The sequence below is a fragment of the Marinococcus sp. LNHM3E3-2.2 genome, assembly GCF_056034385.1.
This window is the reverse complement of sequence record NZ_JBQLIC010000002.1, coordinates 389461-404071: the sequence shown is the minus strand read 5'-3', so window position 1 is coordinate 404071 and position 14611 is coordinate 389461. Positions and strand designations below refer to the sequence as shown.

General features: G+C 38.8%; 13 protein-coding genes. 3 read left to right on the top strand and 10 right to left on the bottom strand.

Translation table 11 applies throughout. The features are described from left to right. Positions 1-249 precede the first annotated feature (249 nt). Both ACTRXF_RS04565 and ACTRXF_RS04560 read left to right on the top strand, forming a co-directional pair. Positions 250-1326: a branched-chain amino acid aminotransferase gene (locus ACTRXF_RS04565; protein ID WP_474278119.1), complete on the top strand. Its 1077-nt coding sequence runs from the start codon at positions 250-252 to the stop codon at positions 1324-1326. A 140-nt stretch (positions 1327-1466) separates the two neighbouring features. Then, positions 1467-2324, top strand: a complete 858-nt coding sequence (locus ACTRXF_RS04560) for an alpha/beta fold hydrolase (protein ID WP_474262331.1) — start codon at positions 1467-1469, stop codon at positions 2322-2324. A 39-nt stretch (positions 2325-2363) separates the two neighbouring features. Here the strand turns inward: ACTRXF_RS04560 and ACTRXF_RS04555 are convergent, their stop codons facing one another. From ACTRXF_RS04555 to murJ, 7 genes are all read right to left on the bottom strand, one after another. Continuing rightward, positions 2364-2609 (bottom strand): GlsB/YeaQ/YmgE family stress response membrane protein, encoded by a 246-nt coding sequence (locus tag ACTRXF_RS04555; protein ID WP_022793506.1) that lies wholly within the window; start codon positions 2607-2609, stop codon positions 2364-2366. Positions 2610-2706: 97 nt separating this feature from the next. Then, positions 2707-3693: a GNAT family N-acetyltransferase gene (locus ACTRXF_RS04550; RefSeq protein ID WP_474278021.1), complete on the bottom strand. Its 987-nt coding sequence runs from the start codon at positions 3691-3693 to the stop codon at positions 2707-2709. Continuing rightward, positions 3683-4168, bottom strand: coding sequence for a PssE/Cps14G family polysaccharide biosynthesis glycosyltransferase (gene pssE / locus ACTRXF_RS04545; RefSeq protein ID WP_474262424.1), 486 nt, complete (start codon positions 4166-4168; stop codon positions 3683-3685). The genes ACTRXF_RS04550 and pssE overlap by 11 nt, the downstream gene beginning before the upstream one ends. 5 nt (positions 4169-4173) lie before the next feature. After that, a complete protein-coding gene (gene pssD / locus ACTRXF_RS04540; RefSeq protein ID WP_474262333.1) occupies positions 4174-4638 on the bottom strand; it encodes a PssD/Cps14F family polysaccharide biosynthesis glycosyltransferase in 465 nt (154 codons plus the stop codon). Positions 4639-4640: 2 nt separating this feature from the next. Further along, the gene (locus ACTRXF_RS04535; protein WP_474262334.1) at positions 4641-6059 is read right to left on the bottom strand and encodes an O-antigen ligase family protein; all 1419 of its coding nucleotides are present in this window, start codon (positions 6057-6059) and stop codon (positions 4641-4643) included. A gap of 133 nt (positions 6060-6192) precedes the next feature. Then, the gene (locus ACTRXF_RS04530) at positions 6193-7122 is read right to left on the bottom strand and encodes a PIG-L deacetylase family protein (RefSeq protein ID WP_474278019.1); all 930 of its coding nucleotides are present in this window, start codon (positions 7120-7122) and stop codon (positions 6193-6195) included. A gap of 3 nt (positions 7123-7125) precedes the next feature. Beyond that, positions 7126-8712, bottom strand: a complete 1587-nt coding sequence (gene murJ / locus ACTRXF_RS04525) for a murein biosynthesis integral membrane protein MurJ (RefSeq protein WP_474262336.1) — start codon at positions 8710-8712, stop codon at positions 7126-7128. Between the two features lie 80 nt (positions 8713-8792). Between murJ and ACTRXF_RS04520 the strand changes: the two genes are divergently transcribed. Next, complete coding sequence (locus ACTRXF_RS04520; protein ID WP_474262337.1) at positions 8793-9896, top strand: acyltransferase; 1104 nt, start codon at positions 8793-8795, stop codon at positions 9894-9896. A 63-nt stretch (positions 9897-9959) separates the two neighbouring features. Here the strand turns inward: ACTRXF_RS04520 and ACTRXF_RS04515 are convergent, their stop codons facing one another. The 3 genes from ACTRXF_RS04515 to ACTRXF_RS04505 form a co-directional block, all read right to left on the bottom strand. Further along, entirely contained in the window at positions 9960-11012 is a 1053-nt protein-coding gene (locus ACTRXF_RS04515; protein WP_474262425.1) for a glycosyltransferase family 4 protein, read from the bottom strand. 114 nt (positions 11013-11126) lie between these two features. Continuing rightward, the gene (locus tag ACTRXF_RS04510) at positions 11127-12236 is read right to left on the bottom strand and encodes a glycosyltransferase family 4 protein (protein WP_474262338.1); all 1110 of its coding nucleotides are present in this window, start codon (positions 12234-12236) and stop codon (positions 11127-11129) included. 114 nt (positions 12237-12350) lie between these two features. After that, a complete protein-coding gene (locus ACTRXF_RS04505; RefSeq protein ID WP_474278017.1) occupies positions 12351-14606 on the bottom strand; it encodes a cell wall-binding repeat-containing protein in 2256 nt (751 codons plus the stop codon). Between the last annotated feature and the right edge of the window lie 5 nt (positions 14607-14611).

Sequence of the window (14611 nt, the reverse complement as noted above, 5' to 3'; positions counted from 1 at the left end):
TGGAGAAAGCTTTTCTATCTTGTCCAGTTCTATCCACTGCCGGCTCGAGTTTTTTAGCTGTCCAGCTTCCTCCACCACCGGCTCGGGGTCGCTGTCTCCTTCCTGCAAAATGAAAAAGCCATTTTCCGGAAGGCGGACAGCGCTTGTCGTTGGCTTTCAAGTGGATAGAACTTTTCTTTGTATGATACAATTTAAATGCTGTTACCAGTAGAGAAATAAATGGAACGATAAATACATAGGAGTGATGTTATTGTGGCTGAGTCATTGACCATCGAACGTACAAAATCTCCGAAAACGAAGCCGGATTTTTCACAGCTCGCTTTCGGAAAAAACTTTACCGACCATATGTTTGTGGTGGATTACGTTGAGGGAGAAGGATGGATTGATCCGAGAATCGTACCTTATCAGCCGCTTACCATGGATCCTTCGAGTCTTGTCTTCCATTACGGCCAGGCTGTTTTTGAAGGGATGAAGGCGTATTATTCCGGGGGCAACATTATGCTTTTCCGTCCGGAAAAAAACTTCGAGCGGCTGAACCAGTCCAACCGCCGGATGAGCATTCCGGAGATCGACGAGCAGCTGTTGATAGATTCTTTAAAGGAGCTTGTTTCGCTTGAGCGTGACTGGATTCCACGCGGAGAGGGCCAGTCGTTGTATATCCGCCCGTTTGTGATTGCGACAGAAGCAAGCCTCAGTGTAAAACCATCCTCCTCCTACAAGCTGCTGATTATTTTAACGCCTGTCGGCTCTTACTACGGAAGCGGCGGCGATGCCATGAAGCCGGTCAGCATCTACGTGGAAAACGAATTCGTTCGCAGTGTCCGCGGCGGCGTCGGATTCACCAAGACAGCCGGCAACTATGCAGCCAGCCTAAAAGCCCAGGAGCAGGCCGGAAGCGCCGGGTACGACCAGGTGCTGTGGCTGGACGGCGTAGAGCAGCGCTATATTGAAGAGGTCGGCAGCATGAATATTTTCTTTAAAATCAGCGGAAAGGTCGTAACTCCTGCGCTGAATGGAAGTATTCTTGAAGGAATCACCCGTGACTCTGTCATTGAACTGCTGCATTACTGGGAGATTCCTGTGGAGGAACGCCGCATCGATATGGAAGAAATACGTACGGCATACGAAGCGGGCACGCTTGAGGAAATTTTCGGCACCGGCACAGCAGCGGTCATTTCTCCTGTAGGCAAGCTGCGCTGGGACGCCCAGACCTATAAAATCAATAATGAAGAAACAGGCCCTCTAGCCAAACAGCTGTACGATACGATCACTGGCATTCAGACCGGGGACAAGGAAGATGTGCTGAACTGGACCCGGACGGTATAAAATGGATAAAAAAACGGCTCTCCATCACGGGGGCCGTTTTGTTCTGAATGAAATTCTTCCGTTTTTCATATTGTATGCTAGAATATACCTACGCATCTTTTACAAGTGAATACCCGCACAGAAAGAGGAGGAGGGAACGATTGAAACAATTAGCGCTTTCTTTACGCGATGGCCGTATGCTTAGTATTTCCATGTTCGGTGACCCGGACGGAACACCTGTCCTTTATGTACACGGAGTCGGAAGCTCCCGGCTTGAAGCCGCAATTGGAGAAGAAGCTGCCGCTTCCAACTCTCTTCGTATTATTTCTGTTGACCGCCCGGGCTACGGCCTCTCCACTCCCGATCCTCATGGCACTTTTCTGCAGTTTTCCAAGGATATCGACGAGGTAATGAATCATTTTGAAATCCAGCGCTGTTCCTTGATCGGTGTCGGCTGCGGAGGTCCATACGCAGCAACCAGCACCAGTCTTCTGAAGGGGCGCGTCAGCGAGCTCCATTTAGTTGGTTCGCTCGGTCCCACGGAGGATCCTGAACTGTTTCGCTTGCTCGACACCTCTTTAAAAGCGCCACTGCAAACGATCCAGGAAGCACCGGAGCTTCTGCGCAGCCGATGGGAGCAGACGAATATGGAGGATAAAATCTTCCAGACGGAATCCGAACAGCTTTCCAGGGAAGAACGGCAGTACGTGACTCCGTCTATTCTGGATAAATGGAGGTTTGCGGTCCAGGAATCCGCCCATTCTGCTGAAGGCTTCCTCCGCGATCTCCAGACGCTGATGACACCCTGGGCCTACCATTTGGAAAACATCGACACCCCGGCTTACATTTGGGCGGGTGAGGAAGACGAAATTATCCCCCTCCGGCACGCGATCTATCTAGCCAACCATATCGAGCGTTCCACCCTTGAAACGTTTCCCGGCATGGGTCATATTGCGACAGAGGTTCTCGGCATTAATACAGCTCTACAGCAGATCAGTAAAAACCGTGCCCTGTCATAAAACGAAGCCGCCCCGATAAAAGGACGGCTTCGTTTATTATTAGCGGATGGCTTTTAAAATAAAGCTTAGAATGACGACGAAAATAATCGCACCGATTAACGCCGGGAAAATCGCAATACTGCCGATGACCGGCCCCCAGGAACCAAAGATGGCCCCGCCAATCCAGGCACCGATAATACCTGCGATAATGTTACCTAAAATGCCGCCCGGGATGTCCTTGCCCAATATTAAACCGGCAAGCCAGCCAATCAGGCCGCCGACGATAAGAAATAGTATAAATCCCATTACATTGACTCTCCTTTCGTTATCTTGTCCAACCTCTCCTTTCCCCTTCACAGCTTTAATTAATCATTATTTCTTGTCTTCACAAAGCTTTATAAACTTAAAATGAATCAACGTCGCCCATTTTCAATCCCCAATCTGAAAAGTTCATTTCAGCAGCGTTTTCGTTATTACTGTGAACCACCAGCGGGTTTATTTTTTCCTTTTTATTTATATATAAACGTTTTTTCAAAGCATTGTTTATTGTAGGATTGACAGGTTCCCATATTTGAATAAACAATGCTTTTTTTAAATAGCTATCTGTAATTTTTAAAAGTTTTTCAAACGTGGCGGTATCTTCATTTTTTGATACGCTCCAGTCAACAATAAAACCCACAGACACTCTTTTATTAAATATTTTTTTAACTTCCATTTTTAACACTACATATCCTTTTATTTGATCGAATTCGCTGATCGCAAAAATTTTATATTCATTTAAAGGATTAGTAATATAACGCCAGTTGAGAAAGTGATGATTTTTTATCAGTGCGACAGCTTCCGGATCTTCTTTCTCCTGCTTAAACTGATCAAACCTATCGTCAAACCAACGTATTTCTTCCATTACTTCGTCTTGATTTGGAGAACGATAAGAAAATTTATTCTTCTTGATTAAATTCACTTTAACCTTTCTCGTAAGGTCTCCGAGATGCACAGCTTCTGTGGTCTTTAACAGCACATTTTTTGCCTTTTCCGCTGGTAAACCATACAAAAATGAAATATCTCTTCTATGTTCTTTTAATTCCGTCAGCAATATGTTTGTAAGCTTTTGATATAATCCCTGCCCACGGTATTCAGGATCTACCATCGTATCTACACGAAGACCTACTTTTATGTTTTTATTATTATATCTTGCGGGAAATATCAGCACCGCCACGTGCCCCACTATGGTGTCGTTTTCTACAGCTACAAAAACCTTCGACTCCCGTGCATTTATTTCATCGTTATACTTCCATTGCCATACTTTCAAAGGCAGTTCTTTATTAAAAACCTTATGAAAGAGAGTTATGATCCCTGTTTCATCACCCTTTTCATATTTTCTAATCAGCATCCGGTTTTTCTCCTTCAATAAAATTTTCCAAAATATTCAGCATCTTAGTATTATCTGCCGTAAAAACTTGAGGAGTAAAGTTCTTCAATTCTTCAATAACGTTTTCAAGTCTATCCTCTTCATAACAGGGAAGCACATACCCGTTTCGGGAAAACGTTTCCGATAATTCAAGCTGATGATCATCATTATGTTCATTGAATTTTTGCAGCCGGGGCACGATTATTACTTTCTTTCCAAGTTTTAAGCTCGTTGTTATCGACCCGGTTCCAGCGTGACTTATTACAAAGCTGCTATTTTTAATATAAGTTTCCATTTCTTCCATAGACATAAAAGGAATCAATTGCAGATGATCGCTGCTAAACCTCGTGTTTCCATTCTGCACGATAACCTCTTCCTGAATCTTTCCCTCTTTCTTCAAAGCTTCCAGTTCTTTCAACACTCTTGTAAAATGTAGTTCATGCGTGCCAAGAGTCACGAAAATCAATAGATACTACCTCCATAGACTGCCTTCGGATAAAATTCTTTCATAGACTCCCACTGGACAATGAACAAATCCGCGATTGGATAGACCATTTTTCCAGCCATATTTGGAGAATGAGATTTGGCAAAGCTTTCGATATAGACTACCTTTTTTCGGAACAATTTTGCTATATAACACATAGGTACCGCAGTATGGGTTCCCGTAGTAATTACGACATCTGGCCTGTGCCTCAAAAAAAGCAAAAGTGATTTTAATATATTGTAGGAGAATTTAAAAACATATCTTAAAGGGTAGTTCCTCGCTCCATAAGTTAAAAAAGAAATTGGGTATTTTGCTTTTAAGCTTTTCGTAACCTCTGTTTTTTCAGTAATAATATGGTAGTTATATTTTTCGAATAATGGTTTAAGCTGCAGAAGTTGCGTCAGATGCCCTCCCACAGAAGAAATAAGCAGTATTTTTTTCATGATTACCACTTTCTGTCAATTTTTTTTGAATTAAAATCGGAGTAGTCGCTGTTTTCTTTTTTTGAAAAGCCAACAAGCGCAGCGTATACTATCGCAAGATACAAGCCAGAACCAGGATAGGACAGCACATGGCCGGCTATAAAAGCTGCTCCAGTACCCATACCAGCGCATAAAAGCGAAGTAACTGCATAAACATTTAAGGCGCTTCTTCCTGCTTTTACGATATTCTTAACATACGCAGAAATCATGTAGAAAAAAGGCAGGAGTAAAATAACAAATCCTAGAATTCCAAAGTTGAAAAACCAGTCAAAAAAGTCCATTTCAATTGATTTTGCGGAGTCTGCCGATACATAATTGCCGCTTCTTCCCATACCGAATGCTTTTTGGGCTGTCGGAGCGTTTACATATTGCTGCATTGATTCCGCCATAAAATCTACCCGACCACTAAACAAAACCGAGTGCATAGGAATATTACTTAAGCTCTCTTCAAATCTTTGTTTGGTAGTCTCGTCCTCTGATTCTATCTGACCGTTATCTCCGCCGCCACTATCTTCCTCTTCTTCCTGACCTGCGCTCTCCTGCTCATTTGTTTCTATAGCCAGCCCTAAATTATTTCCGATGGGGGAAGAAGGAATAAATCCAACTAAACCTATAATAAGCAGTGCCATTAATATAAAATTCAACCATTCTTTATGACGCAGTCTCACGATGCTAATAATAAACCCTAATCCGGCCGATATTATTACACCAATTAACGTAACTTTAGTTCCGACAGTGAGCATCGCCCACATTGATAAAACTACTATGAAAAACACTATAATCTGCTGGACAAAATTAGTTTTTCTTAATAAATAGAGGACCACAAAAGGAAGAATCATTGTCATGATAGCACTGAGTTCATTTCCTGAAAAAAACCAGCCTGTCTGCCCTTCTTTTTCTAAAAATCCGTATGTTCGTTTTCCAGTATCTGTGATACCCGCCAGGAAAACGATTAAGCTGATGAATGTTAAATTAATTGTGAATACTAATGGGAGCCATTGCTTTAATGATTTTTTGGAAAAATACTGTTTGAAAAATGTATAATACACAAACATTACTGTAGGAAAATAAATTGTTTTGACAATATTCTGGAGCTCAAATGTAATGGAAAAGGGATCTTTTAAATAATAGTTTAAACCTGTATGCATTCCAAAATAGAGTAGTAAAACCACAAAATAACCGACGATATACTTCTTTTGATTTCCCTTTAAGAAAAACAATATATAAAGCATACCTGCGGGAATGACGGCAGCTCTCACCAAAGTCGAAATTGGCAAACCTATAAACACCAGTAAATCCAGTATAGGCTGTATTAATATATATGCTAATAATATTAATTGCATTACATTTGCCATTGGACGTCTTTCCTTGTTTATAAGCATAAAGCTCCCCCTACATTAACGTTAGTCGGTTTTTTAAAAAGTTTCATTCTTCTATTATAACTTATACAGCCTAGCACAGCTCACCCATGAAAAATAGTGGCTTTGGAAGCAGTCATTTTCTCTTTCAAGCACTTTACTTATCCCTTAATTTTCTTTGAATACTGGCATAAGATAATCCTTCCTTATAAATTCTTTCTTTGGCTTTTTTGTTTTGAAAATAAGCCCATAGTAAAGTCACTGTCTTGTTTGCCTGTTTAAAAAGAGCAGGGAAATTTTCCTGTTTATTTTTTATATATTCAGCGAAGTTTATAAAATCTCCTGCATCCTGGCCCAGAAAAACTTCCCCTGCTTTCATTGACCGTTCTGCGCTTAAATTGCTTTTGACTATATTTAAATTAATAAAGCCGTCAAAATCGATAGCCTGGGAAGCGAAAACATTGATTGTTTCTTGTTTTAAGGGCAATTCTTCTGTAATGTCGATTAACGTATTTATGTAAGCGACCGGAATCGGACAATTTATCTCATACATATATATTTTCAGCGAGTCTTTCACGTTAAAATGTTTTAACGATTCGGCTAACAAAATTGAAGTATTTACATGATCCAAATGGGCATCCACTAATACATTTGTATAGATAACATCCGGCTGAAAATCCTGAATGATGTTAAGCACGTTTTGAATGTTGCGTTCACTGATTTCTACATTGCCGTCGGGGAGAGTTAAATACTCTATCGAATCAAATCCCAGCATATACTGTACTTTTTCCATTTCACTCTTGCGCTGACTCGATAATTCTTCTCCTGAAAGAGAAGAAACGCTTTTTGAACCATCTGTCACTAATACTACTTTTACTTCTGCTCCGAGAGAAGTATATTTTTTAATCGTCCCCCCCAGACCAATAGTTTCGTCATCAACGTGCGGGACAAACACTAATACTTTGTTTGAGCTTAAAGGTTTTACAGGCACCTGTTTTGCCCGGTACTCGTGGTTTAATACTTTCAGCGTAACATTATTAATCGCCGGTTCCATGTATTTTATAAGATACTTCAGCTGTTGTTTCAATATTTATACCTTCTTTCTAAAATTAGTTATTAAAACCTTAAGAGCCTTCACTTTAAAAAGCCAGATGGATATTATATATATAAGCGCTCCTGCCAACGCAATGATCATAATAAGAAAAAAATTGCTGAAATTGTGAAGAACTTGAGTTTTGAGTAAAAATGTCGCGACACCCATTATTACTACGCTTAATGTTATTTTGGTGAATTCTTTCAGGACGTGCTTGTGATCTAATCCATTAATCGTTTTTGAAAAGACGATATAACAGGCAAGTGCGTAAAGCAAGCCAACAGCAGAAGATGCTAAAGGAATCCCCACATAACCTATCCAGGTGGTAAATATATAATTAAACACAGCGTTCAGAACCACAGTAATTAAACCGATAATTAAAACGTAGTGACCTTTTTTTAAAGTATAAAGTCCTTTGTTAGATACATTGTTCAAACTAAAAAACAGGACAGAGCCAAAATAATAATAGGCCACCTCACTAGTGTTTATAACCGCTTCTTCACTAAAGGCTCCTCTTTGATAAACAAGACTTATAATGTTAGGCATTAACACAAACATGCCAACGATAGCAGGAATCACCACTAAGTACATTACATTTAATCCGTTTTCTATCCCCCGCTTAAAAGAGGGTTCATCATTTGCAGCCATCGCTTTCGCCAGCATGGGGAACATGATCGTTGCAATCGTAATACCAAAGATTTGCTGAGGAAAGTGAACCAAATTTTTTGCATAATTAATATATGTAACTACTCCCTCCTGGAAATAGCTGGCAAATACATTGTCTACTGCCAAATTAATTTGACCCACCATCACAGTCATAGCAACTGGGATAAAAATCCGGTAGAAAGCAGAGAGCTCAGGGAGATTTAATTTAGTGCCCAAATTTATCATATTCCGCCTGGATAAAACAGGAACTTTAAATACAAGCGAGATAATAGAACCAATAAGATAACCAAGTGCTAACGAATAGACACTCAGCTCTCCAGCAAACAAAACGGCACCTGCTATACTGGAAAGTATCACAATCATTTGTGAAAAAGCGGATAAAGAGAACAAGTTCTCAGCATCCAGGTATGCTTCCATTACAGAATTTATTCCTACAAATATAAGAGCAGCAAAAAGTATGATAGATACATTGACGGCGATATCCGTAGCTTCATTATTAAAGCTGGGGTATAAAACCCTGATTAAAACAGGCGATAATAACGCTCCAAGAACTCCAAACAGAATGCCTATATATACAATACTTTTAAGAATCTGGTTCAGGTAATTTTTCCCCTGATTAACATGCTTTGCCTCAATATACCCCGGGACCAAAGCGTTTTTCATACCATTAATCATAAACAAAAAAAGCATGTTAGGAATGATAAAAGCCGCTAAATATGCATCTGCTAAATAAGAATCACCAAAATAGAAGGCTATGGTCATGTCCCTTAACAAGCCGGAAATTTTCAAAAAAAGTGTTACAGTAATAAAAATGAGACTTGTAATACCTATTTTTCTCGTCAATAGCGCTCCCTCTCTATCTAGATGTATTGCCAAAGCAAAGTCATCATTTATTTTATCATATGTGTTTTGATGCATTTTCTTCCAATTCGCTTTACAATCCTTTCATACTATTCTTAAATAGGATCAGACAATGACAAAAATGAGGTATCTTATACATGAGGATCGAATCTATATATTATTTACGGTTTGTAGCAATGCTTCTAGTAGTGTTCGTCCACGTGACAGGCACATTTTCTACTACTCTCCCCCTGGAAAGTGGAGCCTATGAAAAATACCATTTTATTAACCGTATTGCCCGCATTGAAGCAGGCATTTTTATTATGATTACCGGGCTGGTGTTTTTCTATAATTTATTTCCCAAAACATTAAATAAATCTACTTTAAAGGATTATTATAAAAAACGAGTCACTTTTATAATCATACCTTATCTTATTTGGGCATTATTTTACGAGATGTATTCTGTCGCTACTGGCGATAGAGCCCTGGCTATAACAGAAATTCCCCAAAGAATTCTTACCGGCACCTCCTATTATCAATTACATTTTATATTTCTTATAGTGCAGTTTTACCTTTTTCTTCCTTTATTTGTTTATGCAGCCCAATCCAGCGTATGGCTACGCAAATACCTTTGGCTCGTTGGTTTTATAATTGAATACATATATTATTTTCTAAATTTAAAATTTGACTTGGTAGAATTCAGTTTGTTTTTCAATAGCCTTTCAACTTTTCTCTTAGGTGGATGGCTAGGCATTTATTATGTACAACAAAGAAAGAAAGCTTATTCAAATAGTAATTGGTTTTGGGGCACCATAACGTTAATCTTTGGGAGTTTGGCTGCCGTCTACTATTACCAGGTCTACGAGATGAACAATTACTATTTTTCCTGGGACCCCTACAAGCTAATTTCAATGGTTTTCTTATTTATAGGCAGCTTATTTTTCTTTCGTTTAGCAGAGCGAACCGCTCAGACTGCTTCTACCAAAATCACTGAATGCATAAAGAGGGTAGCGCTGTATTCCTTTGGTTTTTATTTAATTCATCCATTCATTTTAAAAGAAGCAGCAAGATTTATCCCTATGCATAACAATTATCTTTTTCATGTAGACATCCTGCTTCGCTACATTACTGTAGTTGTTTTTTGTTATTTAGTCATCTTTACTATTCATAAGCTCTCACCAAAAGCAGCCAGCCTGCTATTTGGAAAAATGCCTCCTGAAGCTGTGTTTGTTCTCTCTCCTTACAAAAGCAAATCAAAATAATAAGCACAATTAAAATCATAAAACTACTGGCCTTTATTACTAAAGAACCAGTAGTTTTTAATATTATTCTTTTGTTCCTCCAGAAATTTTTTTTAAGAATCTTAGGAACGGCCTGTAAGAATTACTGACTAATCCGACACTTTCCGCTAAAATTTCAATAGCAATAATCATTACTAACAATGCTACAATAGAAACCCATAGCGTTGAAAGTGTAAATACAACAGCAGCTACACTGCAGATAGCACTGATCAAGTATATAATTAGAACTGTCTGTCTATGCGTATATCCCAGGCGCAGCAGGCAATGATGTAAGTGCGATTTGTCAGGCGTTGAAAAAGACTGCTTCTGTAATGCCCGTCTGATTATCGCAAAGAGTGTATCAGAAATAGGAACGGCTAAGATGAGTAGAGGAACAATTAACGAAAAAACGGTTACGTTTTTAAAACCTAACAAAGCAATTACAGCAATCATGAAGCCAAGAAACAGGGCTCCAGAATCCCCCATAAATAGCTTTGCCGGATGAAAGTTGTGTACCAAAAACCCTAAAGTTCCGCCCAAGAGAGCGATAGCCATAGCAACGATGAAAATGTCACCCTGAACAATGCTCAAAGCTGAAATAGTGGCCAGGACAATCGCTGAAACCCCTGCTGATAAGCCATCCAGACCATCAATTAAGTTTATAGCATTGGTAATACCAATAATCCAAAGCAATGTAATAGGGATGCTTAAAAATCCCAATTCTAAAACTCCGCCGAACGGCAGGTTAATAAATTCTAACTGTACTCCTCCAGCTATCACTATAATGGCAGCTGCAAGCTGAGCAATTAATTTCATTTTAGCTGATTGTTCTTTTATATCATCCAAAGCACCTATTAAAAATACTAAAGTTCCGCCTGCAAAGATAAAAGGAAGATATTCATTTTCCGGTTTCAAAATGAAAAGACCTAATATAAAAGAAACGTAAATAGCCAAACCGCCTAAGCGTGCCATTTCACCTGTATGAACTTTTCGGTCGTTAGGATTGTCTGTCGCTCCTATCATAAAAGCCAGCTTTTTAACTAAGGGCGTTAATATCAACGCTGTTAAAAAGCATGAAACCAGAGCAATCGCTGTAATCATTAGGAATCCTCCCCGATTTGCCTGCATAAGAAACTTTATAAAGATTTTGAGCTTAACCTATAAAATTATACCATTAAACCTGCAGTAGAAATAGTTAGTTTATGCTTATATTTAATTATAATAATTTATGACCTTTTCATATATATTTAAAACATTTTTATTTAAATTATTCACTTCATTTTCTTCAACAAATATTAATGCTTTCTTGATCATTGTCTCTTTTTCTTCTTCATTAAGATTTAACATAGCAGAAATGTTTTCACTTAAGCTTTCGGGGTCACCAGCATTGGCCATTAAGCCTCTGCCTTTTGCAGCTATGTACTTAAGACCTCCAGCATCCGTAGTTACCACAGGTGTCTCGCAGGCCATTGCCTCTAAAGCCACTAAACCAAAACCTTCATTTCTTGAAGGCACTACAAGCATATCTACAGAGGAAAACCAATTTTTCAGTTCAGACTGAGGCTTAGCACCGTGAAAACTGACCGTAGCTTCCATATTTTCTTTCTGGATTAAATCTGTTATTTTCTCCTTGTAAGCCTCATTCTTGGCGCTGCCCACTACATGCAGTCTGATATTTTTTTCTTTTTCCACTGTAATTTTCCAGGCCTTCAGCAAATCTTCTATTCCTTTTTCTTCCACTAAATTTCCAACAAATAAAATATTTATTTCCTCTGAGTTCAATTGTGTAGCCTGTAGCGCTTCTACTTTTGGAACCGGATGAAACATTGCTTTATTTACACCCATACTAATTTGATTAATTTTATGGGAAGGCACTTCATATTCTTTTTGAACTTTTTCCAATAATTCTGGCCCCACCACAATCACATGATCCGCTTTTTTCAAAATAATGAAGGTAATACGTTTAAGGTACTCATTTTTTTCTGCCATTTTATTTATATCGCCTCCATGGCACGTAACCACGTAAGGGGTTTTAGTTAATTTTTTAAACATTAGTGCCAGCATACCGGAAGGAAAAGTATAATGCGCATGCACAATGTCTACTTTGGTTTTCAAAGAGTTTAATACTGTTTTGCCCCATCTATATCCCCACTGAAAATATTTTTTTATTACTTTCCCCCTGCTTGAAGAAGGTTGATTAATCCCCAGGACTAGTATTTCCTGGTCTTGTTTTGTTAATGCTTTCACCTGATTTTCAACAAATATTCCAAACTGCGGATGGTCTTTTGATGGAAACATGTTTGTAATAAATAATATATTCATAAGCGCCTCCAACTTTGTGATTGTGATTCATAGTTCTTCCATTATGGCATGTTAGCTCAAAAATAAAACAGTCTTTGCTAATATAATTATTAACAAAGACTGTTACTTTAAAGCTTACTTTTTGAATTCTAATGCACTGTTGGATCCCACTGCTGCTGTTCCTCCTATTACATAAAGTCCACTTGTCTTAAAGGAGGATTTCAGACCTATTGTTTCTGAAGGCAGGCCATTCGATTTTGTAAGGAGCAGAGGCGCTTGATTTTTTGCTGCTAGTACTGAGCCTGTAAGCGCGTCAGGAAAGTTCTCTCCATTCACCATATAAGCATTGTCTTTATTAAATTCTAATTGTTTTACAATCTCAGATGCTGTTCCATAACGAGTAGAACCACTTATACGTTCAGCGTTAGGAAGTTCTGAATACAGCTGCTTAGAAATCACTGCTGTGCCACCTACGGCTAGTGTTTCATCTGCCCCTTTTAACGTATCTTTAGTTGCCTGTGGCAGAGTTATCTCACGCGTGAGCAGAATGGGCTTTCCAGAATTAGCAGCATACGGTGCCGCTGCCAAAGCATCAGCAAAAGAAAAACCATTAGCTACTACATATTCATTACTTGGGTTCGATATTTTTTGTGAAATTTTTTGTGCTGTTTCGAAACGATCCTTGCCTGCTATTCTTGTCGATTGTACACCAAGATTATTCAGTTCGTTTTCAACGCTGCTTGATACTGCTGCTTCTCCTCCTAAAATAATAACTTCATTTGGGGAAAGCCTTTTAATTTCGTTTAAAGTTTCTTCAGGTAAGCTCTCTTGTTTAGTTAATAGGATCGGGGCATCTTCCTGATGAGCTAGCGGTGTACCTGCCAAAGCATCTGGAAAATCCACTCCTGTAGATAAAACTACCGTGTCTGCGCTATTCCACCCTTCTCTAGAAACTTCTACAGCCGTTTCATAACGAGTAGAACCGTCAAATCTATTATCGTTAATTTCGCCTGAGCGCACGTATCCGTTTTTTCCACTTGGCAACTCTACATTGTACCAGCCAAAATGATGCAGGCGATCAGAATCATACTGAATTGTATTTTTAATTTCTGCTACATCACTTTTACTTATGCCGCTTATAATTTCCCCGTTAATTTCATCGTATACAGGTGCTTCGCTTGTTGTGGAGATAATATCTTCTTTTTCAAAATTATGCTTTGTACGGGTCAATTTATGCTCAAGGTTATATTGTTTCTTTTCGTCGAAAGACATTAATGTAGGTCTGTTTTCATCAGGATAGGTGATTTTAAGCTTATCTGTAGGGAATGATTCCACATTTAATTCCCCGAAGGAACTTTTCATGTGCTGGAAAATAATATCCTGATAGGCTCTATTTGTTTTAGCAGGATCATTTCGGTCTGAAATACCGTTATAAGCCATAACAGCAAAATACCAATTATCAATAACTTCCTTCGAACCGTCATTTACTTGAGGAAGACGACCCATATCCCATTTGTTCAGTAAAATTTCTATGCCTACTTCAATGTTAAACTCGATATCATTCTTTAATTTTTCTTGAAAAGCCGGATCGTTTTCGTTTGGCAAACCAGTATATCCGGGAGAGACCTGCATAATACCAATTCCAATCCCGTCAAAACCAATTAACGGCTCTCCTCCTTCAAACTGGCGCCAGGAGCTTTCCTGCCAGGCGATAGCTTTTAATATTTCCGGAGGGATATTATTTTCTTCTGCTTTTTGAGTCAATAATTTATTTATTTCTTCTGCGGAAGGATTGCTCTGCGAAGAAAATGTGGTTATTTCTTCTTCATTTCCAATTTTATCCTGGAAAGCCTCGTTCGATACTGCTTTTTCTTCTTTTTCTTCAAAACCTTCTTCATTTCCGTTCAATACTACCATATCAACAATTGATGGTGACGCTTCATTTTCTTCCTCACTGAATTCAGGCTCGCCGTATATAATCTCTCCATTCACTACATCCACCAATCCGTGGTTTAATGAGTCGGACTCATAAAGCTTTTTATTATCCTCAGAAATGTTGTAAATTTCGAAAATTAATTCATTAGCACTCCCGGGTACACGATATTCTGTTAAAAGCAATGTTTGTTCGTTTACAGAAAGCTCAGTCACTTGAGAGGTTTTCAGAAATTCTTTATTAATTATAGTTTCTCCCTCAACTGATACCTTCGTACTTTCTTGATTATTACTGACCACGACCTTGCTGCCGTCCTCTAAAGAAACAGAACTTTTTTCATCTAATGTTTCAGACTCTTGCTTCATTTCTAATCCAGATGCCTGTGCTACAGTAGTATTCAGAGCAAATAGTAACCCTGCGACCGATAAAACACATAACGATTTTAATTGGGTAAGCATTTTTA

Bases quoted from the DNA above. Each gene is read 5' to 3' on its own strand.
- ACTRXF_RS04555 (WP_022793506.1), bottom strand. From the start codon at position 2,609: ATGGGATTTATACTATTTCTTATCGTCGGCGGCCTGATTGGCTGGCTT.
- ACTRXF_RS04550 (WP_474278021.1), bottom strand. From the start codon at position 3,693: ATGCTGATTAGAAAATATGAAAAGGGTGATGAAACAGGGATCATAACT.
- pssD (WP_474262333.1), bottom strand. From the start codon at position 4,638: ATGAAAAAAATACTGCTTATTTCTTCTGTGGGAGGGCATCTGACGCAA.
- ACTRXF_RS04535 (WP_474262334.1), bottom strand. From the start codon at position 6,059: ATGCTTATAAACAAGGAAAGACGTCCAATGGCAAATGTAATGCAATTA.
- murJ (WP_474262336.1), bottom strand. From the start codon at position 8,712: ATGCATCAAAACACATATGATAAAATAAATGATGACTTTGCTTTGGCA.
- ACTRXF_RS04520 (WP_474262337.1), top strand. From the start codon at position 8,793: ATGAGGATCGAATCTATATATTATTTACGGTTTGTAGCAATGCTTCTA.
- ACTRXF_RS04510 (WP_474262338.1), bottom strand. From the start codon at position 12,236: ATGAATATATTATTTATTACAAACATGTTTCCATCAAAAGACCATCCG.
- ACTRXF_RS04505 (WP_474278017.1), bottom strand. From the start codon at position 14,606: ATGCTTACCCAATTAAAATCGTTATGTGTTTTATCGGTCGCAGGGTTA.